This is a genomic window from Streptomyces sp. NBRC 110035, assembly GCF_000829695.1.
Lineage (GTDB): Bacteria > Actinomycetota > Actinomycetes > Streptomycetales > Streptomycetaceae > Streptomyces.
This window is the reverse complement of sequence record NZ_BBNN01000022.1, coordinates 73,494-97,268: the sequence shown is the minus strand read 5'-3', so window position 1 is coordinate 97,268 and position 23,775 is coordinate 73,494. Positions and strand designations below refer to the sequence as shown.

Here is a 23,775-nt window from a genome sequence, read left to right as displayed (position 1 = left end):
CCCGCAGCCCACTGTTTTCTGCAGCCACCACCGGAACACAGCAATGACGCAAATGATCTCCCCACCGGCGCAAAGGCGTTCTAGGCTCTTCGGTACCGCCGAGTCGCACAGTGCGGGGACGGGCACCGCACACGCACCGGAGCGCCAGCGGTACTTCAGCAGCGCCCCCGACCGGGGACGCCGCCGAGCAAGGAGGGCCGCATGACCGTACGGCGAGTAATGGGCATCGAGACGGAGTACGGGATCTCCGTCCCCGGCCACCCCAACGCCAATGCCATGCTCACCTCGTCCCAGATCGTGAACGCCTACGCGGCGGCGATGCACCGGGCCCGCCGAGCCCGCTGGGACTTCGAGGAGGAGAACCCGCTGCGGGACGCGCGAGGCTTCGACCTCGCCCGCGAGTCGGCCGACTCCACCCAGCTCACCGACGAGGACATCGGCCTCGCCAACGTCATCCTCACCAACGGCGCGCGGCTCTACGTCGACCACGCACACCCCGAGTACAGCGCCCCCGAGGTCACCAACCCCCGCGACGCCGTCCTCTGGGACAAGGCCGGTGAGCGGATCATGGCCGAGGCCGCCGAACGGGCCGCCGCGCTGCCGGGCGCGCAGCCCATCCACCTGTACAAGAACAACACCGACAACAAGGGCGCCTCCTACGGCACCCACGAGAACTACCTGATGAAGCGGGAGACGCCCTTCTCGGACATCGTCCGCCACCTCACCCCGTTCTTCGTCTCGCGCCAGGTCTTCACCGGCGCAGGACGCGTCGGCGTCGGCCAGGACGGCCACGAGCACGGCTTCCAGCTCAGCCAGCGCGCGGACTACTTCGAGGTCGAGGTCGGCCTCGAGACCACGCTGAAGCGGCCCATCATCAACACCCGCGACGAACCCCACGCCGACGCCGAGAAGCACCGCCGGCTCCATGTGATCATCGGCGACGCGAACCTGTCCGAGATCTCGACCTACCTGAAGCTCGGCACCACCGCGCTGGTCCTGTCGATGATCGAGGACGGCTTCATCGCCGTGGACCTCGCGGTCGACCAGCCCGTACGGACGCTGCACCGGGTCTCCCACGACCCCACCCTCAAGCGGCTGGTCACGCTCCGCAGCGGCCGCACACTCACCGCCGTCCAGCTCCAGATGGAGTACTACGAACTCGCCCGCAAGTACGTCGAGGAACGGTACGGAGCCGACGCCGACGACCAGACCAAGGACGTCCTGACCCGCTGGGAGGACACCCTCAACCGTCTGGAGAACGACCCCATGAGCCTGGCCGGCGAGCTGGACTGGGTCGCCAAGCGGGAGGTCATGGAGGGCTACCGGCGCAGGGACGGACTGGACTGGGACGCCGCCCGACTGCACCTCGTCGACCTCCAGTACGCCGACGTACGCCCCGACAAGGGGCTCTACAACCGCCTCGTCGCCCGCGGCCGCATGAAACGGCTGCTGGACGAGACCGAGGTGGAGCGGGCCCGGACGAAGCCGCCGGAGGACACCCGCGCCTACTTCCGCGGACGCTGCCTGGAGCAGTACGCGGACGACGTCGCGGCGGCCTCCTGGGACTCGGTGATCTTCGATCTGCCGGGCCGGGACTCGCTCCAGCGGGTCCCAACCCTGGAACCGCTTCGCGGAACGCGTAATCACGTCAAGGAGCTCCTGGACCGTTGCCGCACGGCGGAAGACCTGGTCAGGGTGCTCTCCGGGAACTGAAACACGATCGCGGCACCGGGAGGGACCGGCCGGCCGGGGTGGAAAGTCCGGCGGCAGGGAATCATCGAGGTGGCCGCCGTACGTTGGAGGAACTGCGGGGCCGAAGTCGGACCCTGCTTGTAGGGTCTGATCAAGAACGTCGAACCGAGCGGGGTGAGGGGTTATGGCGACCAAGGACACCGGCGGCGGACAGCAGAAGGCGACGCGCTCCACCGAGGAGGTCGAGGAGGCGCCCGAGGCGCAGGCATCCGAGGACCTCAAGGAGCGCCAGGAGAAGCTGAGCGACGACGTGGACGACGTCCTCGACGAGATCGACGACGTACTCGAGGCCAACGCCGAGGATTTCGTGCGAAGCTTCGTGCAAAAAGGCGGGCAGTAAAGGTCCACTCGGTCGCCTCTCCTTTGAAACGAAGGTGTCGGGGGGGAAGGGTGGCTGGCGAGTCGAACGTGAAGCAGTGCAGGAAGTGCAGGCGTGGGCTTCCCGCAGCTGCATGCGCGCGTGACGGGAATCGACGTGGCGGCCTCCAGGCGCACTGCCGGGAGTGCGTGGCGAAGTACGGTGCCGCGCGCTCCCGGCGCCGCCGGGAGGCCATGGGGAAGGCCGCGCGCGAGAAGGCGGACGTCCCGGCCGGACACAGGCTCTGCCGGACGTGCGGCGAGATCGGGCCTCACGGCGAGTGGCACCGTCGTGCGGGCGCGTCCGACGGTCTCTCGACGCGCTGCACGGCGTGCAGCACGGTCCAGGGGCGGCAGGACCACCTGAGGCGCCAGTACGGCATCACCGAAGCCGGGTGCGACGGACCGATCGCCTCGCAAGGGGGTGCCCGCCGCGCATGTCCGTCCGTCCCGGCCGCACATGTGGATCACGGCCACGGGACGGGTAGGGTCCGTGGCGTACCGTGCTTCAGCTGCAATGCCGCGCTGGGGCAGTTCAAGGACCGGCCCGATGCCATAAGGCGGGCTGCTGCTTACGTGGAAGGAATCGCGTGGAAGCCAACACTCGTGGCACCGGGCGTCTACCGGCTGCCTTCCTGACGCCCGGGTCGTCGTCCTTCATGGACTTCCTCTCCGGGCACCAGCCCGAGATGCTCCCGGGGAAGCGGCAACTGCCGCCGCTCCAGGGTGTGATCGAGGCGCCGCACGGCACCACGATCGTGGCTGCGAGCTTCCCCGGCGGGGTGGTGCTCGCCGGTGACCGCCGGGCCACCATGGGCAATGTCATCGCCCAGCGGGACATCGAGAAGGTGTTCCCCGCGGACGAGTACTCGGCGGTGGGCATCGCCGGCACGGCGGGGCTCGCCGTGGAGATGGTGAAGCTGTTCCAGCTGGAGCTGGAGCACTTCGAGAAGGTCGAGGGCGCGCAGCTGTCCCTGGAGGGCAAGGCGAACCGGCTGTCGACCATGATCCGTTCCAACCTCGCGATGGCCCTGCAGGGTCTGGCCGTGGTCCCGCTGTTCGCGGGATACGACGTGGACCGGGGGAAGGGGCGGATCTTCTCCTACGACGTCACGGGCGGGCGTTCGGAGGAGCAGGGATACGCGGCCACCGGTTCCGGGTCGGTCTTCGCGCGCAATGCCATGAAGAAGCTCTTCCGGGGTGATCTGAGCGAGGCCGAGACGACCACTCTGGTGGTGCAGGCCCTCTACGACGCCGCGGACGACGACTCGGCGACCGGCGGTCCCGACGTCGCCCGGCGGATCTACCCGATTGTCACGGTGATCACCGAGGACGGCTTCCGCCGGCTCTCCGAGGACGAGGCGTCCGAGGTCGCCCGGACGGTGCTGGAGCGGCGGCTGGAGCAGCCCGACGGTCCGCGTGCCCCGTTGCTGTAGGCGCGGTTCGTTGGTGACGGTCCTCCATCCAGTGACTTCGACAGAAAGGGACGGTTGATCCGTGTCGACGCCGTTCTATGTCTCACCCCAGCAGGCGATGGCCGACCGGGCGGAGTACGCCCGCAAGGGCATCGCGCGCGGCCGCAGTCTGGTCGTGCTGCAGTATGCCGACGGCATCGTGTTCGTCGGTGAGAACCCGTCCCGTGCGCTGCACAAGTTCAGCGAGATCTACGACCGGATCGGCTTCGCGGCCGCCGGCAAGTACAACGAGTACGAGAATCTGCGGATCGGCGGTGTGCGCTACGCCGACCTGCGGGGTTACACCTACGACCGGGACGACGTGACGGCCCGGGGCCTGGCGAACGTGTACGCGCAGACGCTGGGCACGATCTTCTCGAGCGCGGCGGAGAAGCCGTACGAGGTGGAGCTGGTGGTGGCCGAGGTCGGGGAGACCCCGGAGGGCGACCAGATCTACCGGCTGCCGCACGACGGTTCCATCGTCGACGAGCACGGCTCGGTGGCGGTGGGGGGCAACGCGGAGCAGATCAGCGGCTATCTGGACCAGCGGCACCGGGACGGCATGACGCTGGCCGAGGCGCTGGCGCTGGCGGTGCAGTCGCTGTCGCGGGACACGAACGGCAGTGAGCGGGAGATTCCCGCGGAGCGGCTGGAAGTGGCCGTGCTGGACCGTACGCGGCCGCAGCAGCGGAAGTTCAAGCGCATCACCGGCCGGCAGCTGGCGCGCCTGCTGGCGGCCGACGGCGCGGAGACGGCGTCCGAGGCGGAGGCCGATGTGGAGGCGGAGGACGAGGCCTGAGGCGCGCCCGGGGGGCCGTCCGAGGGCACCCCGGAGGTCAAGGGGTGGAACCGGCCGGTGCCCGGCTCGTTCGGATGAGGCGGCGGGCCTGTGTGGCCCGGTGGTTCTGTGCGGCCCGGTGGGGGTGTGCGTCCGCGGTGCGGGCGGGCGCCCCCATCCGGTCTGTCCGGGGGCATGCCGGAGACGTGGAAGCCGGCGCGCACCTCTCCTTTGCCTCGCAGGCGCGAGCACCGCACCCCGCTGACCCGGCTGGAAGGATGCCGCCGGTCGCCCCCGCCGTGATCCGCCGGACAGGCCATGGTGCGTCAGGGGTGCGTGGCGGGCGGGGCCGTCGAGCCCCGGGGCACCAGATGGACGGGGATGTCGCCGGCTTCGGGGGTGCGGTGGTCGAGGACCGCGAGGAGGGCTTGCATTCCGCGTTCGCCGAAGAGTTCCGCGTCGAGGCGGACCGTGGTCAGCTCCGGGTCGAGGGCCGTGGCCAGGGCCAGGTCGTCGAGGCCGGTGACGGAGAGGTCGTCGGGGACGCGCAGGCCGAGGCGGCGGGCCGCCTTGTAGACGCCGGCCGCGAGCTGGTCGTCGTCGCAGACGACGGCGGTGGGCCGGCCGGGGGTGGCCAGGGCGGTGTGGGCGGCGGTGACGGCGCCCTGGATGGAGATGGGCGAGCGGGCGGTGCGCAGGGTGGCCCCGGGGACGGCGGCCAGGTGGGCGGCCAGTTCGCGGGCGCGGACGTCGAAGGTCCAGGAGGGGATGTCGGCCGCCAGATGGAGGAAGCCACGGTGGCCCAGGTCCAGGAGATGGCGGGTGATCTGGCGGACGCCGTCGGCGATGTCGAGGTTGACGGTCGCGGCGCCCGGGTTGCTCGTGGGGTCGCTGTCGAGCATGACCAGGGGGAGCTGGTCGCCGCGGATGGCGGTGAGGGCGTCGGCGGCCATGGAGGACGCGATGACGCCGTCGAGGGCGGCCTGTGCGGAGGCGAAGGGGTTGCGGGCGGGGCCGATGCCCTCGGGGGAGGGGTAGAGGACGACGCCGAAGCCGTGCTGGGCGGCGACGCGCGCGGCCCCGGTGTAGACGCCGGCGAAGAACTCGGTGGTGAGGGCGGGGACGACCAGGAGAACGGTGCGGGTGTGGCCGAGGCGCAGGTTGCGGGCGGCCAGGTTCGGGCGGTAGCCGAGGGTGTGCGCCGCCTCGCGTACGCGCTGTGCGGTGGTCTCCGAGACGCGGCCGCGCCATTTGTCGCCCATGACGAGGGAGACGGCGGCCTGGGAGACGCCGGCGGCCTGTGCGACGTCCCGGCTCGTGGGGCGGATCTGGGCTCGGGCCACCGTGGTACCGCTCCTTCGGCTGGACTCCGTCTGGACGGGTGAACAGCGGCCATGGTACGTATGAGGACCGAAGTTATACGTACAACGCCGAGGTTCCGAGAGGCCTCGACGGGTGAATGGAGGGTGCCGCATGGCCACCGGATACCTGGAGATCCTCCGGGCGCGGCACGCGACCCGGCTCCTGGTGGGCACGCTGGTGGGCCGGCTGCCCAACGCGACCGCGGCCATCGCGATCGTGCTGTTCGTCCGCGCGGAGGGCGGTTCGTACAGTCTGGCCGGCGCCCTGGCGGCGGTGTACGGCGTGGCCAACGCGGTGGGGCAGCCGGTGCTGGGGCGGCTGGTGGACCTGCGGGGCCAGCCGCGGGTGCAGTTGCCGGCCGCGGTGCTGTCGGCGCTGGCGATGGCGGCCTTCGCGTTCGTGGGGATCGAGCCGAGGGCGGCGGCGTACGGGGCGGTGGCCGCCGCGGGGCTGTTCACGCCGCCGCTGGAGGGCGGGCTGCGGGCCCTGTGGTCGTCGGTGCTGCACCGCGAGGACCACGTGCACCGGGCGTACGCGATGGACGCGGTGGCCCAGGAGGTGATGTTCACCGTCGGGCCGCTGCTCGTCACGGTGTGCGCGTCGCTGTGGTCTCCGCAGGCCGCCCTCCTGGTGCTGAACGGGCTGGGGGTGCTGGGCGCCCTGTCCGTGGTGGTGTCGAAGCCCTCGCGCGCGTGGCGGTCGGCGCCGCGCGCGGCGCACTGGCTGGGCGCGCTGCGCTCGTCGGGGCTGCTGGCGCTGCTGGGCGCCTTCCTGTTCGTCGGCATCGCGATGGGGTCCATCACCGTGGCCGCGGTGCCCTACGGGGACGAGAACGGCGGTGACCACGTGTACGGCTGGCTGATGGCGGGCCTGGGGTTCGGCGCGCTCGTCGGCGGCACGGCCTACGGGGCGCGCCGGTGGGCGGGGGAGCCGGCGCGGCGACTGCAGGTGCTGGTGGCGTTCCTGGCGGTGTGTTACCTGCCGCTCACGCTGATGCCGGGGCCGGCGGCGATGACCCTGCTCGCGGTGGTCGCCGGTCTCTTCCTGGCTCCGGCGATCGCATGCGCGTTCGTGCTGATCGACCGGCACGCGCCGGCGGGCACGGTCACGGAGGCGTTCTCGTGGCTGGTGACGACGTTCACGGTGGGCGCGTCGGTGGGAACGGGCCTGGCCGGGCCGGTGGTCGAGGCGGGCGGCGCGCAGGGAGGTTTCGCGATCCCGGCCGTCGCGGGTGGCGTGGCTCTGCTGGTTCTGCTGTCGACCGGAAGGGTATTGGCGGTTCCCGCAGACGGGGCCCTGGTCGCGGCCGGTTCGGAAAATGATCCGAACCGTGCCGTCGAACCCCGTTTGGGTTCAGGGGATCGGGCGTAATGTTCAGTCATGGACCGCCGCATTTTCGGGCTGGAGAACGAGTACGGCGTCACGTGCACGTTCAGGGGACAGCGCCGCCTGTCTCCTGACGAGGTGGCGCGGTACCTCTTCCGCCGTGTCGTGTCATGGGGCCGCAGCAGCAATGTCTTCCTGCGCAACGGTGCCCGCCTCTATCTCGACGTGGGTTCGCATCCGGAATACGCCACACCCGAATGCGACAACGTGACCGAGCTGGTCACCCACGACAAGGCCGGGGAGCGCATTCTCGAAGGACTCCTGGTGGACGCCGAACGACGCCTGCACGAGGAAGGAATCGCGGGCGACGTCTACCTGTTCAAGAACAACACCGACTCGGCGGGTAACTCGTACGGGTGTCATGAGAACTATCTGGTGGCCCGGCACGGGGAGTTCTCCCGGCTCGCGGACATCCTCATCCCGTTCCTGGTGACCCGCCAGTTGCTGTGCGGCGCCGGGAAGGTGCTGCAGACGCCGCGTGGCGCGGTGTACTGCGTCAGCCAGCGGGCCGAGCACATCTGGGAAGGCGTCTCGTCGGCGACGACCCGGTCCCGGCCGATCATCAACACGCGTGACGAGCCGCACGCGGACGCCGAGCGGTACCGCCGGCTCCATGTCATCGTCGGCGACTCGAACATGTCCGAGACGACCATGCTGCTCAAGGTCGGTGCCACCGACCTGGTGCTGCGCATGATCGAGGCGGGCACGGTGATGCGTGACCTCACGCTGGAGAACCCGATCCGGGCGATCCGCGAGGTGAGCCACGACATCACGGGCCGCCGCAAGGTCCGCCTGGCCAGCGGCCGTGAGGCCTCCGCCCTCGAGGTGCAGCGGGAGTACTACGAGAAGGCGCTGGACTTCTGCGAGCGCCGCGGTACCCGCACCGGCACGGTCGAGCAGGTGCTCGAGCTCTGGGGCCGTACCCTGGACGCGATCGAGGCCGAGGACCTCGACCGTATCGGTACCGAGATCGACTGGGTGATGAAGTACAAGCTGCTCGAGCGGTACCGGGCCAAGCACAACATGACCATGTCGCATCCGCGGGTCGCGCAGATAGACCTCGCCTACCACGACATCCACCGCCGCCGCGGCCTGTACTACCTGCTCGAGAAGAAGGGGCAGGCCGCCCGGATCTGCAACGACATGAAGATCTTCGAGGGCAAGTCCGTTCCCCCGCAGACCACCCGGGCGCGGCTGCGGGGTGACTTCATCCGCCGGGCGCAGGAGCAGCGGCGGGACTTCACCGTCGACTGGGTGCACCTCAAGCTCAACGACCAGGCGCAGCGGACGGTGTTGTGCAAGGACCCGTTCCGTGCGGTGGACGAGCGGGTGGAGAAGCTGATCGCCGGTATGTGAGACGCGTCGTTCCGCGGTTCTCCCGAACCGCGGAACGCCACACGGGCGCCGTACGTTACTCAGTGCGGCGCCCTTCTCACGCCGTAGAGTTGCGCGGACGCCACCGACAAGATCGATGATTACGAGGCCCCCACCGTGCGCCGACGCTCACTCCTCATTGCCGTACCCGCTGGACTGGCCACTCTCGCCGCGTGCGGCGACGGCGGGTCCGATTCGAGCAAGGCCAGCGAGAGCGCCTCGCCGTCCGCGCCGGACGCCTCGGCCGCGCCCCCGCCGAAGATCGTCGACGGTCCGCTGCCGGCGATCACCGAGGGCGTGGAGTTCGGTGAGAAACCCACCGTGGCCAAGGGCAGCGGTGACCCCTCCGAGGACCTCGCGGTGAAGACCGTCATCGCGGGCGGCGGCAAGGCCATCGCCGAGAACGACTTCGTGGTGGCCCACTATCTGGGCCAGGTGTGGAGCACCGCGAAGGTGTTCGACAACTCCTACGACCGCAAGGCCCCGCTGGCGATCCAGCTGGCGCAGGGCAGCATCATCGACGGCTGGCGGTACGGGCTGACGGGGAAGAAGGCCGGCAGCCGGGTCCAGATGGCGGTTCCGCCCGCCTGGGGCTACGGCACGCAGGGCAATGAGCAGGCGGGCATCAAGGGCACCGACACGCTGGTGTTCGTGGTGGACGTGCAGGACACGTTCAACGCGAAAAGTTCCGCCGAGGGCGGCGAGGTCGCCCAGGACAACGTCGACCTGCCGAAGGTCGGCACGAACACGGACGGTAAGGCGCCCTCCATCGAGGTGCCCGACACGAAGGCCCCGACGAAGCTGGCGTCGAGCTACATCATCGAGGGCGACGGCGAGGAGGTCGGCGCCGACAACAGTGTGCTCGTGCAGTACAAGGGCGTCCTGTGGGACGGCGGCAAGGAGTTCGACTCGACGTACGAGCGGGGGCAGTTGACCTCGTTCTCGCTCCAGCAGGTCGTCAAGGGGTGGGCGCAGGGGCTGACCGGCAAGAAGGTCGGCAGCCGGGTCCTCATCGTCATCCCGCCCGAGCTGGGGTACGGCGACACGCCGCCGCAGGGCAGTGACATCAAGAAGGACTCCACGCTGGTCTTCTCGGTCGACATCCTCGCGAAGTTGTGACCGCGCGTGATGTAAGACTGTGTGTGTTCGCCTTTCCGTAGACAAGCAGGAGCGTTAGACGTGAGCATCGACAAGCCCGAGATCGACTTCCCGGGCGGCGAGCCCCCGGCGGACCTCGAGATCAAGGACATCTGGGAGGGCGACGGAGAGGTGGCGCAGGCGGGTCGGACCGTCACCGTCCACTACGTCGGTGTCTCCTTCAGCACGGGCGAGGAGTTCGACGCCAGCTGGAACCGCGGCACTCCGTTCCGCTTCCCGCTGGGCGGCGGCCGGGTCATCCAGGGCTGGGACCAGGGCGTGCAGGGCATGAAGGTCGGCGGCCGTCGCCAGCTGACCATCCCCGCGCACCTGGCCTACGGCGACCAGAGCCCGACTCCGGCGATCAAGCCCGGCGAGACGCTGATCTTCGTGGTCGACCTGCTCGGGGTCTGATCACTCGCCCGATCGCCGATCGGTCGCCCGTGCGACGTCACGTCGCGGTTGCGGCCGGACCCGATCACCTGGGGTCCATGCCTGTCCGGGCATGGACCCTCGGCTTTTGCCACGCCACCACGGGGCGGTACGGTCATCGGACTGAGCAGCATGAGGAGGCGAAGGGCGTCGATGGCCATTGCCAAGGCCGAGCGGCTGATGAACCTGGCGCTGTGCCTGCTGGGCACGCGGCGGCCACTGAGCAAGCGTGAGCTGCGCGGGTCCGTCGAGGCCTACCTCGAGGCGGCCTCGGACGATGCGTTCAACCGGATGTTCGAGCGCGACAAGGACGATCTGCGTGAGCTCGGACTCGTCATCGAGACGGTGGAGAACCTCGACGGCGAGGTCGGCTATCTGGCCCGGCGGGACAGCAACCGGCTGCCGCCCATCACCCTCGACGCCGAGGAGGCCGCCGCCCTGGGCCTGGCGGCCAAGGTGTGGCAGCAGGCCAGACTGGCCGGCGCGGCCAGCGGCGCTCTGCAGAAGCTGCGCGCGGCGGGACTGCCCGAGGACGTCGACCCGTACGGGGCCCACAGCGCGCTCGAGCCGCGCATCCCGGTGCACGAGGCCTCCTTCGAACCGCTGATGCTGGCCTGCCGCGACCGCCGCTCCGTCGTCTTCGACTACCGCAAGGCCAACGCCGCACAGCCCGAACCGCGCCATGTCGAGCCGTGGGCGCTGGAGTGCTGGCGCGGCCACTGGTACCTGGCGGGCTGGGACCGCGACCGGGGCGCCGAGCGGGTCTTCCGGCTGTCCCGGATCACCGGGAAGGTGCGCTCCCGCGGCACCCCTTACACCGTCCCGGTGCCGGACGTCGTCACCGTGCGCGAGACGGTGGCGAGCTGGGCGGGGGAGAGCGCGGAGCGCTCCGCCCGGATCCGGCTGCGCGCCGACGCGGGGTACCCCCTTCGGGCGAAGGCCACGTCGGTGCGGGAACTCGGCGAGGGCTGGGAAGAGTTGGAGATTCCGTACGGGCACGGCCTGGACGCCTGGCTGGTGGAGTTCGGGGCGGACGTGGTGGTCCTGGAGCCCGCCGAGCTGCGGGCCGACGTGGTGGACCGGCTGCGCGCCGTGGCCAAGGGCTGAGGGGGACGGGACAAGAACGTGGCAGGCAAACCGGTCAGGCCAGTGAACGCCATCGACCAGACCCGGCGGATGCTCTCCCTGGTCACCTATCTGAGGGAGCGTCCCGGGGCCCGGATCGAGGACGTGGCGCGTGCCTTCGGCATCACCGAGGACGAGCTGGTCTCGGACCTCGACGTGCTGCCCATGTGCGGCACCAGCTTCCGCGGCGGTGACCTGCTGGACATCGACACCGACGGGGAGCGCATCTGGTGGCACAACCCGGCCGCGCTCGGGGCGGAGGCCGCGGAGCCGCTCCGTCTCGCCGCGGACGAGGCCACCGCGCTGCTGGTCGCCGCGCGGGCCGTGACCACCCTGCCCGGACTGCGCGAGAGCGACCGGCAGGCGCTGCTGCGGGCCACCGCCAAGGTGGAGGCCGCGGCCGGAGAGGCGGCGGGCGCCAGCGCCCGCCTGTCGGTGACCTTCGAGTCCGAGGGCGGTGTCTTCGCGGACGTCGACCGGGCCATCGCCGAGCGCCGCAGACTGTGGATCCGCTACTACTCGCCCGCCCGCGACGAGCTCAGCGAGCGCGAGATCGACCCCATCCGCCTGGTCAGTGTCGGCCACACCTATGTGGAGGCCTGGTGCCGCCGCTCCGAGGCGCGCCGCACGTTCCGGCTCGACCGGGTCGCCGAGATCAGGATCCTCGACGAGCCGTCCGCGCCGCCCGAGGTCGAACTGCGGGACCTGTCGGAAGGGCTGATGCAGCCGGCGGCGGAGGATCCGGAGGTCGTGGTCGAGGTCGGGCCGGGCGGTCGCTGGGTCGCCGAGTACTACCCGCACGACAGCGCGGACGAGCTGCCGGACGGCGGGCTGCGTATCACCCTGCGGACACCCGACCCGGCGTCGCTCAAGCGGCTGGCGCTGCGGCTCGGGCGGGACGGCCGGATCGTCACACCGGACGACCTCGCGGACAGCGCCCGGCGGGCGGCCCGCGAGGCGCTGGCGGCGTACGACGGCGCCGGGGCGGCCGGATGAGCGGGCCGCCCACGGTGTGCGCGGTCCGGGGCGGGCAGGACGACAGGCAGGAGCGAGGACTGTGAGCGAGTCGGCCACCCCTGGAGCACCGGCCCCCGGAGCACGGGGCATGACGGTGGCGTCCGCGTTCTCCGGGATGAGAAGCGTGGCGCCGGTCGTGTTCCGGGCGGGCTGCCCGGACTGCAGGGGGCGTTTCGAGCTGGGCGCGAGCGCGCTGCGCCTGGTCATAGGGGCCAGCAGACGCACCACCTTCTACTCGTTCACCTGTCCCGCGTGCGAGACGGCGGTCCGTAAGCCGGCGGGGGAGCGGGTCGTCGAACTCCTCACCGGCGGCGGGGTCAGCACCCTGCGGCTGCACTCGACGGTGTAGGGGCCGTGCCCGGCTCATGCCCCGGCGGCGCGCGGTTCCCCCTCCCGGGCGCCGGGCGTTCCGCGCGGACGGGGACCGTCTAGGCTCGCCCTATGTTCTGGGCGATGTTCGCGGTTGCTGTGGGGTTCCTGGGGCTCGTGGTGCTCGGGGTGTTCGCCGTACGGGTCTTCGTCGAGGCGGAGCGGCTCGGCAGACAGGTCGCGGACTCGGCGAGCCGTATCGGCCGGGCCGCCGAGGACCTGGAGCGGGCGGCGGCCGGCGCGGCACGCTCCGCACAAGCGCTCTGACCCGGCCCGGGACGACCGCCCGGGTCCGCACGCCCTGTCGGGTTGCCGACCCGGGCGGGTACGCTGCTGACCGCGGCCCGGAGAACGAGGCCCGGACCGCGGACGGGAGTACGCACGGGGATTGCCCTACGTTCACCCCTGAGCGTTACGATCGCTGACAACGCGGTCATCGGACGCGTGTCCGAACGACCGGACAGGGCAGCACCCCACCCCCAGCAGCCTCGGTGAGAAGGTAAAGAAATGTTCGGAAGGCTCGGAGCTCCCGAGATCATTCTCATCCTCGTCGTCATCATCCTGCTGTTCGGCGCGAAGAAGCTTCCGGACATGGCGCGGTCGCTCGGCAAGTCCGCCCGCATCCTCAAGAGCGAGGCCAAGGCGATGAAGGAGGACAAGGACAAGTCCTCCGCCCCCGCCGACCCGCCGGCCCCGGGCGACGACTCCCCGGCGCAGCGCACCATCCAGGCCGCCCCCGGTGACGTGACCAGCTCCCGCCCGGTGACGGAGCCGACGGACACGACCAAGCGCTGACCCAGGGCCGGACACGGTCCGGCCCGCCGCACGAGATGGGAACGTGGGTTGCTCAAGTCTGCCCGCAAGCAGGAGAGGGATCCCGAGGGGCGGATGCCCCTCGCGGAGCACCTTCGTGAGCTCCGCAACCGGCTCGCGAAGGCACTGCTGGCCATCGTCCTGGTGACGGTCGGCGCGGCCTTCTTCTACAACGAGATCATCAACTTCTTCACCGAACCGGTGCTCAAGTCGGTCGGCTGCGCGAAGTCCTTCGAGGAGATCGCCGCCTCGGCACGCGACGAGCAGCCCTGCGCGCAGATCACCATCAACGGTCTGCTCACGCCGTTCACCCTGGCGCTGAAGGTGTCCCTGATGGCCGGTGTCGTCCTGGCCTCGCCGGTCTGGCTGTACCAGCTGTGGTCGTTCGTCGCGCCCGGCCTGCACCGGCACGAGAGGAAGTACGCCTACGCGTTCGTCGCGACGGGCTTCCCGCTCTTCCTCGCCGGCGGCTACTTCGCCTACCGGGTGCTGCCGACCACGGCGAAGGTGCTCATCGAGTTCACCCCGTACGCCGTCGACAACCTGCTGCCGCTGGACGACCTGCTCGACCTCGTCACGCGCATGGTGATCGTCTTCGGGCTCTCCTTCGAACTGCCGCTGCTGCTGATCATGCTCAACTTCACCGGGGCGCTGACGGGCAAGCGCATGCTCGGCTGGTGGCGCGGCATGGTCATGGGCATCACGCTGTTCGCGGCCCTGGCCACGCCGAGCACCGACCCGCTGACCATGATGGCCCTCGCCGGACCGATCTGGATCCTGTACTTCCTGGCTGTCGGCGTCTCCCTGTTCAACGACCGCCGCAGGCGCCGTCTGGAGGCCATGGGCCCCGCCGACGACGAGGCCTCCGACCTGGACCTCACCCCCGAGGACATCGGCGAGGCCGAACCCGTGTCGGCCCGGCCCGCCCTGCCCGAGCAGGCGAGCACGGACCGGGTCAACGGCTATGACGACGTGACCTGAAGACCGGGCCGGGGCCCGTGGGGTCACAAGGCGGCCGGCGGGACCACCCTCTTCGTCAACCCCACCGCGGGCCGCGGCCGGGGCGCCCGAGCGGCGCGGCCGGCCGCTTCCGCGTTGCGCGCGGCCGGTTTCCCGGTGCGGACCGTGCCCGGCGAGGACGCCGCGGACGCGCCCGCCCGCGCGCGGTGCCGTCGAGGAGGGCACCGGAGCCCTGGTCGCCGTCGGCGGTGACGGCATGACGGACCCGGCCCTGCGGGCCGTCGTCGGCACCGGCACCCCGCTCGGCCCGTTCGCCGCCGGCCCCGGCTCCGCCCGCTCGCTCGGCATGCCGCTGGGGGAACCGGCCGCGGCCGGCCGGATGACCGCCGACGCCCCCGAGTGCGGACGGGTGCGCGACATCGACCCCTGACGGGCCGCGTCGGCTCCTGGATCCGGATAATGATCGTCCTGTTGTCAGCGCGGCCCGGTACGCTCGAAAGCACGATGACAGAGGACCTCTCACCGGCCGAGCGGTACGCGGCAGCGCGCAGGCGCGCTGTCGAGCAGGCCACCGCACTCGCCTCCTTCCGCGAGATGTACGACTTCGGTCTCGACCCCTTCCAGATCGAGGCCTGCCAGGCGCTCGAAGCGGGGAAGGGTGTGCTGGTGGCCGCGCCCACCGGCTCGGGCAAGACGATCGTCGGCGAGTTCGCCGTCCACCTCGCCCTCCAGCAGGGCAAGAAGTGCTTCTACACGACGCCCATCAAGGCGCTGTCGAACCAGAAGTACGCCGACCTGTGCCGCCGCTACGGCGCCGACAAGGTCGGCCTGCTCACCGGCGACAACAGCGTCAACTCCGGTGCCCCCGTGGTCGTGATGACCACCGAGGTGCTGCGGAACATGCTGTACGCGGGCTCGCAGACGCTCCTCGGCCTCGGGTACGTGGTCATGGACGAGGTGCACTACCTCTCCGACCGCTTCAGGGGCGCCGTCTGGGAGGAAGTGATCATCCACCTCCCCGAGTCGGTGACCCTGGTGTCCCTCTCGGCGACGGTGTCGAATGCGGAGGAGTTCGGCGACTGGCTGGACACCGTGCGCGGCCACACCGAGGTCATCGTCTCCGAGCACCGGCCCGTGCCGCTGTTCCAGCACGTACTCGCCGGGCGCCGGATCTACGACCTGTTCGAGGAGGGCGAGGGCGGGAAGAAGGCCGTCAACCCCGACCTCACGCGGATGGCCCGGATGGAGGCGTCCCGCCCGGCGTGGGGCGAGAGGCGCCGCGGCCGGAACATGCGCGAGGCGGACCGGGAGCGGGAGCGCAGACAGCGCACACGGGTCTGGACACCGGGCCGGCCCGAGGTGATCGAGCGGCTCGACGCCCAGGGCCTGCTGCCCGCCATCACCTTCATCTTCAGCCGCGCCGCCTGCGAGGCCGCCGTCCAGCAGTGCCTGTACGCGGGGCTGCGGCTCAACGACGAGCAGGCGCGGGAGCAGGTCCGCTCCCTCGTCGAGGAGCGCACCGCCTCCATCCCCACCGAGGACCTGCACGTCCTCGGCTACTACGAGTGGCTGGAGGGCCTGGAGCGCGGCATCGCGGCCCACCACGCGGGCATGCTGCCGACGTTCAAGGAGGTCGTCGAGGAGCTGTTCGTCCGCGGCCTGGTCAAGGCGGTCTTCGCGACCGAGACCCTCGCCCTGGGCATCAACATGCCCGCCCGCTCGGTGGTGCTGGAGAAGCTCGTCAAGTGGAACGGCGAGCAGCACGCCGACATCACCCCCGGCGAGTACACCCAGCTGACCGGCCGGGCCGGCCGACGCGGCATCGATGTCGAGGGCCACGCGGTCGTGCTGTGGCAGCGCGGCATGAACCCCGAGCACCTCGCGGGGCTGGCCGGCACCCGCACCTACCCGCTGCGCTCCAGCTTCAGGCCCTCGTACAACATGGCGGTCAACCTGGTCGAGCAGTTCGGCCGGCACCGCTCGCGCGAGCTGCTGGAGACGTCGTTCGCCCAGTTCCAGGCGGACCGTTCGGTGGTCGGCATCTCGCGGCAGGTGCAGCGCAACGAGGAGGGCCTCGAGGGCTACCAGGCCTCCATGACCTGCCACCTCGGTGACTTCGAGGAGTATGCGCGGCTGCGCCGCGACCTGAAGGACCGGGAGACGGAGCTGGCCCGCCAGGGCGCGGCGCAGCGGCGTGCGGAGGCGGCCGTCGCCCTGGAGAAGCTCAGGCCCGGCGACATCATCCACGTCCCCGCGGGCAAGTACGCCGGGCTGGCGCTGGTCCTCGACCCGGGCCTGCCCGCGGGCCGTGCGGGCGGCCACCGCGGCGTCGAGTACCACGACGGGCCGCGCCCCCTGGTGCTGACCGCGGAGCGGCAGGTCAAGCGGCTGGCGTCGATCGACTTCCCGGCGCCCGTCGAGGCACTGGAGCGGATGCGGATCCCGAAGTCGTTCAACGCGCGCTCGCCGCAGTCCCGCCGCGACCTGGCCTCCGCGCTGCGGACCAAGGCCGGGCACATCGAGCCGGAGCGGCACCGCAGGCGGCGCTCCCAGGCGGCCGACGACAGGGAGATCGACCGGCTGCGCAAGGCGATCCGCGCCCACCCGTGCCACGGCTGCGACGACCGGGAGGACCACGCCCGCTGGGCCGAGCGCTACCACCGGTTGCGGCGGGACACCAAGCAGCTGGAGCGGCGCATCGAGGGCCGGACGAACACCATCGCCCGTACCTTCGACCGTATCGTCGCCCTGCTGACCGAGCTGGACTACCTGCGCGGCGACGAGGTCACCGAACACGGCAAGCGGCTCGCCCGGCTGTACGGCGAACTCGACCTGCTGGCCAGCGAATGCCTGCGGGAGGGCGTCTGGGAGCAGCTCGGCCCGGCCGAACTCGCCGCCTGTGTCTCGGCCCTGGTGTACGAGGCACGGGTCAGCGACGACGCGGTGGTGCCCAAGGTGCCCTCCGGCAGGGCGAAGGCCGCGCTCGGCGAGACGGTCCGCATCTGGGGGCGGCTGGACGCCCTGGAGGAGGACTTCCGGATCACCCAGACCGAGGGTGTGGGCCAGCGCGAACCCGACCTCGGCTTCGCCTGGGCCGCCTACATGTGGGCATCCGGCAAGGGGCTCGACGAGGTGCTGCGCGAGGTGGAGATGCCGGCGGGGGACTTCGTGCGCTGGTGCAAGCAGGTCATCGACGTCCTCGGCCAGATCTCGGCCGCGGCTCCGGCGGTGGAGGGCTCCACGGTCGCGAAGAACGCCCGCAAGGCGGTCGACGGACTGCTGCGCGGAGTGGTGGCCTACTCGTCCGTGGGGTGACGGCGGACGGGCTCGGCCCGTGCCCCACCCGGTGAAGCCCGGCGCGCTCCGTGCGCGCCGGGCTTCCGTGTCCCCAGTGCCCCGCCGGCAACAGGACCGGATGATTCCGCGGCCGTCGGCCGCGTACGTCACCCTTCAGGGTGAGTGGGATGCGCACGCCCTTACGGCGTTACACAGGGTGTGCGAATGATGTCCGAGCGTGTAAATGAGCTCGAGCGTACTCCTGTCCCAGGGGTCGTTTCCGGCACTTGCCGAATATGACACGGCGTTGATCCTGTCGGACTAAGCTCGCCCGCAGCGCACCGAGTTGGGATGAATTCGTGTGTCTGTTCCCTTTTGAACAGATGACTCCCGTCATCCCCCGGTCCGTCCCCGCCCGTACGTCCCCCGACCACCAGCCGATTCGTTTCCAGAGGCCTACATGGTGAGTGTCCAATCCCCGCCCGGTCGACGCGAACTTCCCTACGCGCGCGTGCTGTTGCTGCCGGCCATACTGATGGCCGCGGCAACCGGAGCCGCCGTCGCCCTGGTGACGGAGCCCGCCCGGATCGCCGTCGGCACCTGCGGTGTCGTCGCCACCCTGCTGGTGATCGCCGCCGCGGCCGAGGCGGTGCGCCGCGGCCGCGTCCTGCGGGACGAACACGAACGTCACCGCGCGTGTCTGGAAGCGCGGATCGCCTCCCACGACACGGAGACCCTGCACTTCGCGGACGCCGTGGTCCCCGAGGCCCTGGACTTCCTGCACCGCGGAAACACCCCCAGGGAAGTGCTCCTCCATCTCAAGGAGGTCAACCCGGCCTGGCGTGACCTCCCCGAGTACCAGATCAAGCTGCTCAAGACGATGCTGAAGATCATCGACGACGAGGAAGCCCTGCGCGACTCCTCCCAGCGCTCCTTCGTCAGCATCGCCCGCCGCGTCCAGGCGATCGTCCACCAGCAGGCCAAGGAACTGAGGGAGATGGAGGAGGACCACGGCCGCAACCCCGAGGTCTTCGACGACCTGCTGCGCATCGACCACGGCACCGCGCTGATCGGCCGCCTCGCCGACTCCATCTCCGTGCTGGGCGGCGGCCGCCCCGGACGCCAGTGGCCCGAACCCGTCGCCCTCTACAGCGTGCTGCGCGGCGCGATGTCCCGCATCCTCGAGTACCGGCGCATCGACCTGAAGTCCATCGCCAAGGTCAACATCAAGGGCATCTCCGTCGAGCCGGTCATCCACGCCGTCGCCGAACTCCTCGACAACGCCACGCGCTACTCCCCGCCCCACACCAAGGTCCACGTCACCGCCATCGAGGTGCAGACCGGCGTCGCCATCGAGATCGAGGACGCCGGAGTCAGCCTCGACGAGAAGGCGCGGGCCCGGATCGAGGACAAGCTGGAGCAGGCCAAGGCGGGTGTCGACCTCCAGGACCTCGGCACGAGCCCCCGTCTGGGCCTCGCCGTCATCGGCCGGCTCTGCTCCGGATACAAGATGCAGGTCTCGCTGCGGGCCTCCGCCTACGGCGGCGTCCGCGCGGTCCTCATCGTGCCCAGCGACATGATGACCACCGAGCCCGGCGTCGGCCTCGCCCACGGCATCGGCGCGACCGCCGTGCCCATGCAGGTCGACGCGCTTCCCGGCCCCGAGCGCGCCCCCAAGAAGCGCCGCCCCACCAGCCCGAGCATCCCCGCCACCGTCTCCATGGAGGACGACGTCCCCGAGGTCACCGAATGGACCTCCAACGGGCTGCCGCAACGCCGCAGCCGGGTGAAGACGTCGCTGACCCAGCGGTACGCCGAGCAGGCCGCCGCCGAACGGGCCGAACGGGAGGCCGCCGAGCGGGGCGAGACCATCAGGTCCCCCTGGCCGGCACCCGAGCCCGAACCGGCCGAGCCGAAGGACGACCGCGAACCCGGGCTGTGGGTCGACGCGTTCTGGGACGGCCTGAAGAAGGACCTCGAACCCGGCGTCCACCCCACCGACTTCACCCGGAACCCGACCGCGTACCTGCATCTGATCAACGAACCGGCCCGCACCGAGGCCGACGACGAGGGGGACCTCAAGTGATCCAGCAACGGGCCAACTTCGACTGGATGCTCAAGGAGCTCGCCGACGGGGTACCCGGCGTCGAGATGATCGTGGTGCTCTCGGCCGACGGTCTGCGCATCGCCCGCTTCGGCGGCGAGCCGGACGCCGCCGACCGGGTCGCCGCCGCCTGTGCCGGCGTGCAGAGCCTCGCCGGTGCCGTCGCCGGGGAACTTCCGCGCAGCGACGGCGAGATGAAGATGGTGATCATCGAGATCAACGGCGGCTACTTCTACCTGATGGCCGCCGGGGCCAACGCCTATCTCGCGGTGCTCTCCGACATGACCTGTGAACCCGGGCGGATGGGGGCCATGATGCGCGACCTCGTGGTGCGTATCGGCGCCCATCTCACCAGCCCGCCCCGCCGGAACGGGACGACCGTATGACTCCTCCGCAACGCCAGAGGCGCTCCCCGCAGGAGGACCCTCCTCCGCAACCGGCCACGGACCAGAAGGAGACCGAACGGCCCAACCCGGAGCGGCTGTACGTCGTCGCCGGCGCGGACGGGAACCGCGCGGACCTCGACCTCGTGACGCTGATCGTGGCGCGCGTCGAGGACCCCCCGCACTCCGCCACGCCCGAGCAGGCCGCACTGCTCCGGCTCTGCTCCGCCCCCCTGTCCGTGGCCGAACTCTCGGCCTACCTCAGCCTGCCGTTCGGCGTGGTGACCGTGCTGCTCACCGAGATGCTGGCGGCGGAACTGGTGCAGGCGCGCGCCCCGATCGTCCGCAAGGCGCTCCCCGACCGTTCCCTTCTCGAAGCGGTGATGCATGGACTTCAAAGGCTCTGAGACGATCCCGGGCCCACGGACCGAGGATCAGCTGCCGCACACGGCCGAGGCCGCGGCGAAGATCGTGATCGTGGGCGGCTTCGGGGTCGGCAAGACGACCATGGTCGGTTCGGTCAGCGAGATCAAGCCGCTGACCACCGAGGAGACCATGACCCAGGCCGGCGTCGGAGTCGACGACAACTTCGGGTCCGCGTCCAAGACGGCCACCACGGTGGCCATGGACTTCGGCCGCATCAAGATCACCGAGCAGTTGGTGCTCTACCTGTTCGGCACCCCGGGCCAGGAGCGCTTCTGGTTCCTGTGGAACGGCCTGTTCGAGGGCGCGCTCGGTGCGGTGGTGCTGGTCGACACACGCCGCCTGGAAGTCAGCTTCGACGTCATGGGACGGCTGGAGGAACGCGGCGTGCCCTTCGTCGTGGCCGTCAACACCTTCCCGGACGCGCCCCGCTACCCCTTCGCGGATCTGCGGACGGCGCTCGACCTGCCCCAGGACGTCCCGATCATGGACTGCGACGTACGACGCCGCGCCTCCAGCCGGGACGTACTGGTCACGCTGATGCGGTTCCTGCACTCGCTCGCCATGACGGGCTCGCGCACCTGACACCCCCGATCCCCTGCTCTCCCCCTGTTCTCCGGAGCGACCACTGTGACGCCTGAATCCCACTCCCCGGCCGGAACGGACGACTCCCGTCCCGCCCCGCCCCCCGGCTGCCCCGCGCACGGGCAGGGCCCCGGGGGACTGCACCGGCTGCACGAATCGGCGGACCTGAAGAAGCTGTACGAGGAACTCCGCGCCGAACACGGCCCCGTGGCGCCCGCGCTGCTCCACGACGACGTGCCGGTGTGGGTGGTCCTCGGCCACACCGAGAACCTGCACATGGTGCGCACCCCCGCGCAGTACACCCGCGACAGCCGCATCTGGTCCCCGCTCCGGGACGGCCTGGTCAAACCCGACCACCCGCTGATGCCGCACATCGCCTGGCAGCCGATGTGCGCCCACGCCGAGGGCGACGAGCACCAACGACTGCGCGGCGCGATCGACTTCGCCCTGTCGACCGTCGACTTCCGCAGTCTGCGCCGGCACATCAACCGCTGCACCCAGCGCCTCGTCAACCGGTTCTGCGAAGTGGGCGAGGCCGAGGTCGTCAGCCAGTACGCCGAGCACCTGCCGATGGCCGTGATGTGCCACATCCTCGGCATGCCCGACGAGTACAACGACCGGATGGTCGAGTCGGCCCGTGACATGCTCAGGGGCACCGAGACCGCCATCGCCAGCAACGTGTACGTCATGGACGCGCTGGGCCGGCTCACCGCGCGCCGCCGGCTGGAACCGCAGGACGACTTCGCCAGCCATCTCATCACCCACCCGGCCGAGCTGACCGACGACGAGGTCAGGGAGCACCTGCGGGTGGTGCTCATCGCCGCCTACGAGTCGACCGCCAACCTCCTGGCCAACGTGCTGCGGACGGTGCTCGTCGACCCGCGCTTCCGGGCCCAGCTCAACGGCGGTCAGATGACCGTGCCGGAGGCGGTGGAGCAACTGCTGTGGGACGAGCCGCCGTTCAGTACCATCTTCGCCTACTTCGCCAAACAGGAGACGGAACTCGGCGGTCAGCGCATCCGCCGGGGCGACGGACTGCTGTTCGCCCCGGCCCCGGCGAACGTGGACCCGCGGGTGCGCCCGGACCCGACCGCCCACATGCAGGGCAACCGCTCCCACCTCGCCTTCAGCGGCGGCCCGCACGAGTGCCCCGGGCAGGACATCGGGCGTGCCATCGCCGAGATCGGCGTCGACGCGCTGCTGATGCGGCTGCCCGACCTCGAGCTCGACGTCGACGACGAGGATCTGCGCCACACCGAGTCGATCGCCTCGCGCCATCTCGTCGAACTGCCGGTCCGGTTCACCCCCAGGCCGCCGCAGGACATCACCGAGCGGCCGAACCACGACGCCCTGCCGACGGCCCCGCGCCGCGACTGGCACATCGGCAGCTCCGCACCGGGGGAGCCGGCACCGCCGTCCGCGACCCGCCCCGAGCCGTTCGGACACCACGACGTTCCCGCCCCGCGGCCCGCGGCGCCGGCCGGGACACCGGACCCGCGGCCGGGCCTGCAGCGGGCGGCCCGGTCGGCCGAGCCACCGGTCGCCGAGCCGGTGGCCGCCGCCGGCCCCGCGGAACCGGCCCGCGCACCGGGCGCCTGGCAGCGCTTCCTGCGCTGGTGGCGCGGCTACTGACCGGGGGCGAGGGGGGCCGGCGGCGGCCGGTGGACAGCGGTCCGGGCCGGGCCGGCGGGTGCCTCGGGGGTTCGGCCGTCCGGAGCGCGGCCGTCGTCGGCGCGGTCGTCCGCGGCCCAGTCCTCGTACGACGTCCACGCCGTGAGCGTCCGGCCGCTGTGCAGCCGGTGCCGTGCCCCCGTCACCGGGTCGGTGAACTCCAGTGCCCGCGCCAGCAGTTGCAGCGGGCGCCGGAAGTCACCGGCCGGGACGGGGCCGGTCACCTCCGGATACAGGGGGTCGCCGACGACCGGCACGCCCAGGGCGTTCATGTGCACCCGCAGCTGATGGGTCTGCCCGGTGCAGGGCACCAGCCGGTACCGGGCGAGGCCGTCGGCGCGGTGGTCCAGGAGCTCGACCCGGCTGAGCGCGTTCGGTTCGCCCTCGACCTCGCGGGCGGCCAGCACCCCGCGCTCCTTCACGATCCGGCTGCGCACGGTCCGGGGCAGGACGAGCGCCGGGTCGTGGGGCGCGACGGCCTCGTACTCCTTGTGGATCAGCCGGTCGCGGAACAGCGTCTGGTACGCGCCCCGCTCCTCGGGCCGCACGGTGAACAGCACCAGCCCGGCGGTGAGCCGGTCGAGACGGTGCGCGGCGCCCAGCAGCGGGATGTCCAGCTCGCGGCGCAGCCGGGCCAGCGCGGTCTCGGTGACATGGCTGCCGCGCGGGGTGGTGGCCAGGAAGTGGGGCTTGTCGGCGACGACGATGTGCTCGTCCCGGTACACGATCTCCAGCGGGAACGGCACCGGCACCTCGGCCGGCAGCTCCCGGTGGAACCACACGAACAGTCCTGGCACATAGGGGGCGTCGGCCGGCACGGGCCGCCCGTCCACACCCACGATCAGCCCCGCGTCGAACATGCCGTCGACGACATCGGAGCCGGCCGGGAGCCGGGCTGCGAGATGGTCCCGCACGGTGGCCCACGACCCCGCGCCGGGCAGCCGCACCCGCACTGGGTCCACGCCGTCGCGCTGCGGCAGCGGGGAGGGCGGGACGGTCCTGCGTCTGCGGGTCACG

At 71.1% G+C, this 23,775-nt stretch carries 23 protein-coding genes and 1 pseudogene; 22 read left to right on the top strand and 2 right to left on the bottom strand.

Going from position 1 to position 23,775, the window contains the following annotated elements:
- Nucleotides 1-201: 201 nt before the first annotated feature.
- From dop to prcA, 5 genes are all read left to right on the top strand, one after another.
- Complete coding sequence (dop, locus tag TU30_RS12260) at nt 202-1,713, top strand: depupylase/deamidase Dop (protein WP_360618297.1); 1,512 nt, start codon at nt 202-204, stop codon at nt 1,711-1,713.
- A 163-nt stretch (nt 1,714-1,876) separates the two neighbouring features.
- Entirely contained in the window at nt 1,877-2,092 is a 216-nt protein-coding gene (locus tag TU30_RS12255; protein WP_042168504.1) for a ubiquitin-like protein Pup, read from the top strand.
- A 212-nt stretch (nt 2,093-2,304) separates the two neighbouring features.
- On the top strand, nt 2,305-2,748 hold the full coding sequence (locus TU30_RS33950) for an endonuclease domain-containing protein (protein ID WP_360729576.1): 444 nt from the start codon (nt 2,305-2,307) through the stop codon (nt 2,746-2,748).
- On the top strand, nt 2,700-3,545 hold the full coding sequence (prcB, locus tag TU30_RS12245; protein ID WP_042168502.1) for a proteasome subunit beta: 846 nt from the start codon (nt 2,700-2,702) through the stop codon (nt 3,543-3,545). The genes TU30_RS33950 and prcB overlap by 49 nt, the downstream gene beginning before the upstream one ends.
- Nucleotides 3,546-3,606: 61 nt before the next feature.
- A complete protein-coding gene (prcA, locus tag TU30_RS12240; protein ID WP_042168500.1) occupies nt 3,607-4,362 on the top strand; it encodes a proteasome subunit alpha in 756 nt (251 codons plus the stop codon).
- Nucleotides 4,363-4,667: 305 nt separating this feature from the next.
- On the opposite strand, the gene TU30_RS12235 is transcribed toward prcA, so the two are convergent.
- On the bottom strand, nt 4,668-5,684 hold the full coding sequence (locus tag TU30_RS12235; RefSeq protein ID WP_042168498.1) for a LacI family DNA-binding transcriptional regulator: 1,017 nt from the start codon (nt 5,682-5,684) through the stop codon (nt 4,668-4,670).
- A 130-nt stretch (nt 5,685-5,814) separates the two neighbouring features.
- Here TU30_RS12235 and TU30_RS12230 point away from each other — a divergent pair, with 130 nt between their 5' ends.
- The 17 genes and pseudogenes from TU30_RS12230 (at nt 5,815) to TU30_RS12150 (ending at nt 22,719) form a co-directional block, all read left to right on the top strand.
- Nucleotides 5,815-7,074 (top strand): MFS transporter, encoded by a 1,260-nt coding sequence (locus tag TU30_RS12230; RefSeq protein ID WP_042168495.1) that lies wholly within the window; start codon nt 5,815-5,817, stop codon nt 7,072-7,074.
- A 9-nt stretch (nt 7,075-7,083) separates the two neighbouring features.
- Nucleotides 7,084-8,445: a Pup--protein ligase gene (gene pafA, locus TU30_RS12225; RefSeq protein ID WP_042168492.1), complete on the top strand. Its 1,362-nt coding sequence runs from the start codon at nt 7,084-7,086 to the stop codon at nt 8,443-8,445.
- Between the two features lie 135 nt (nt 8,446-8,580).
- Complete coding sequence (locus tag TU30_RS12220) at nt 8,581-9,582, top strand: FKBP-type peptidyl-prolyl cis-trans isomerase (protein ID WP_042168491.1); 1,002 nt, start codon at nt 8,581-8,583, stop codon at nt 9,580-9,582.
- Nucleotides 9,583-9,642: 60 nt separating this feature from the next.
- On the top strand, nt 9,643-10,014 hold the full coding sequence (locus TU30_RS12215; RefSeq protein ID WP_042168488.1) for an FKBP-type peptidyl-prolyl cis-trans isomerase: 372 nt from the start codon (nt 9,643-9,645) through the stop codon (nt 10,012-10,014).
- 171 nt (nt 10,015-10,185) lie between these two features.
- Nucleotides 10,186-11,139 (top strand): YafY family protein, encoded by a 954-nt coding sequence (locus tag TU30_RS12210; RefSeq protein ID WP_042168486.1) that lies wholly within the window; start codon nt 10,186-10,188, stop codon nt 11,137-11,139.
- Between the two features lie 18 nt (nt 11,140-11,157).
- Nucleotides 11,158-12,153, top strand: a complete 996-nt coding sequence (locus TU30_RS12205; RefSeq protein ID WP_078878242.1) for a YafY family protein — start codon at nt 11,158-11,160, stop codon at nt 12,151-12,153.
- Between the two features lie 61 nt (nt 12,154-12,214).
- Nucleotides 12,215-12,523 carry a hypothetical protein gene (locus tag TU30_RS12200; protein ID WP_078878241.1) on the top strand — a complete coding sequence of 103 codons (309 nt, stop codon included), beginning with the start codon at nt 12,215-12,217 and terminating at the stop codon, nt 12,521-12,523.
- Between the two features lie 92 nt (nt 12,524-12,615).
- Nucleotides 12,616-12,810, top strand: a complete 195-nt coding sequence (locus tag TU30_RS12195) for a hypothetical protein (RefSeq protein ID WP_042168480.1) — start codon at nt 12,616-12,618, stop codon at nt 12,808-12,810.
- 240 nt (nt 12,811-13,050) lie between these two features.
- Nucleotides 13,051-13,338 (top strand): Sec-independent protein translocase subunit TatA, encoded by a 288-nt coding sequence (tatA, locus tag TU30_RS12190; RefSeq protein WP_042168478.1) that lies wholly within the window; start codon nt 13,051-13,053, stop codon nt 13,336-13,338.
- A gap of 48 nt (nt 13,339-13,386) precedes the next feature.
- Nucleotides 13,387-14,337 carry a twin-arginine translocase subunit TatC gene (gene tatC / locus TU30_RS12185; protein ID WP_078878240.1) on the top strand — a complete coding sequence of 317 codons (951 nt, stop codon included), beginning with the start codon at nt 13,387-13,389 and terminating at the stop codon, nt 14,335-14,337.
- Nucleotides 14,338-14,382: 45 nt separating this feature from the next.
- Nucleotides 14,383-14,740: pseudogene (locus TU30_RS12180) on the top strand (diacylglycerol kinase family protein); the annotation flags it as partial.
- Between the two features lie 35 nt (nt 14,741-14,775).
- The gene (locus TU30_RS12175) at nt 14,776-17,631 is read left to right on the top strand and encodes an RNA helicase (protein ID WP_042168474.1); all 2,856 of its coding nucleotides are present in this window, start codon (nt 14,776-14,778) and stop codon (nt 17,629-17,631) included.
- Between the two features lie 421 nt (nt 17,632-18,052).
- Nucleotides 18,053-19,678, top strand: coding sequence for a sensor histidine kinase KdpD (locus tag TU30_RS12170; RefSeq protein ID WP_078878239.1), 1,626 nt, complete (start codon nt 18,053-18,055; stop codon nt 19,676-19,678).
- On the top strand, nt 19,675-20,082 hold the full coding sequence (locus tag TU30_RS12165) for a roadblock/LC7 domain-containing protein (protein WP_042168469.1): 408 nt from the start codon (nt 19,675-19,677) through the stop codon (nt 20,080-20,082). Before TU30_RS12170 ends, TU30_RS12165 begins: the two co-directional genes overlap by 4 nt.
- A complete protein-coding gene (locus TU30_RS12160) occupies nt 20,079-20,486 on the top strand; it encodes a DUF742 domain-containing protein (RefSeq protein ID WP_042168466.1) in 408 nt (135 codons plus the stop codon). The genes TU30_RS12165 and TU30_RS12160 overlap by 4 nt, the downstream gene beginning before the upstream one ends.
- Complete coding sequence (locus TU30_RS12155; RefSeq protein WP_042168463.1) at nt 20,467-21,087, top strand: ATP/GTP-binding protein; 621 nt, start codon at nt 20,467-20,469, stop codon at nt 21,085-21,087. The genes TU30_RS12160 and TU30_RS12155 overlap by 20 nt, the downstream gene beginning before the upstream one ends.
- 45 nt (nt 21,088-21,132) lie before the next feature.
- A complete protein-coding gene (locus TU30_RS12150) occupies nt 21,133-22,719 on the top strand; it encodes a cytochrome P450 (RefSeq protein ID WP_042168460.1) in 1,587 nt (528 codons plus the stop codon).
- Here TU30_RS12150 and TU30_RS12145 read toward each other — a convergent pair.
- Entirely contained in the window at nt 22,713-23,774 is a 1,062-nt protein-coding gene (locus TU30_RS12145; protein ID WP_078878257.1) for a pseudouridine synthase, read from the bottom strand. The two genes, TU30_RS12150 and TU30_RS12145, sit on opposite strands and share 7 nt — an antisense overlap.
- Nucleotide 23,775 lies beyond the last annotated feature (1 nt).

Excerpts from the sequence above, each read along its gene's own strand:
- dop (WP_360618297.1), top strand. The coding sequence starts at position 202 with ATGACCGTACGGCGAGTAATGGGCATCGAGACGGAGTACGGGATCTCC.
- TU30_RS12255 (WP_042168504.1), top strand. The coding sequence starts at position 1,877 with ATGGCGACCAAGGACACCGGCGGCGGACAGCAGAAGGCGACGCGCTCC.
- TU30_RS33950 (WP_360729576.1), top strand. The coding sequence starts at position 2,305 with ATGGGGAAGGCCGCGCGCGAGAAGGCGGACGTCCCGGCCGGACACAGG.
- TU30_RS12230 (WP_042168495.1), top strand. The coding sequence starts at position 5,815 with ATGGCCACCGGATACCTGGAGATCCTCCGGGCGCGGCACGCGACCCGG.
- pafA (WP_042168492.1), top strand. The coding sequence starts at position 7,084 with ATGGACCGCCGCATTTTCGGGCTGGAGAACGAGTACGGCGTCACGTGC.
- TU30_RS12210 (WP_042168486.1), top strand. The coding sequence starts at position 10,186 with ATGGCCATTGCCAAGGCCGAGCGGCTGATGAACCTGGCGCTGTGCCTG.
- TU30_RS12195 (WP_042168480.1), top strand. The coding sequence starts at position 12,616 with ATGTTCTGGGCGATGTTCGCGGTTGCTGTGGGGTTCCTGGGGCTCGTG.
- tatA (WP_042168478.1), top strand. The coding sequence starts at position 13,051 with ATGTTCGGAAGGCTCGGAGCTCCCGAGATCATTCTCATCCTCGTCGTC.
- TU30_RS12175 (WP_042168474.1), top strand. The coding sequence starts at position 14,776 with ATGATCGTCCTGTTGTCAGCGCGGCCCGGTACGCTCGAAAGCACGATG.
- TU30_RS12170 (WP_078878239.1), top strand. The coding sequence starts at position 18,053 with ATGGTGAGTGTCCAATCCCCGCCCGGTCGACGCGAACTTCCCTACGCG.
- TU30_RS12160 (WP_042168466.1), top strand. The coding sequence starts at position 20,079 with ATGACTCCTCCGCAACGCCAGAGGCGCTCCCCGCAGGAGGACCCTCCT.
- TU30_RS12155 (WP_042168463.1), top strand. The coding sequence starts at position 20,467 with ATGGACTTCAAAGGCTCTGAGACGATCCCGGGCCCACGGACCGAGGAT.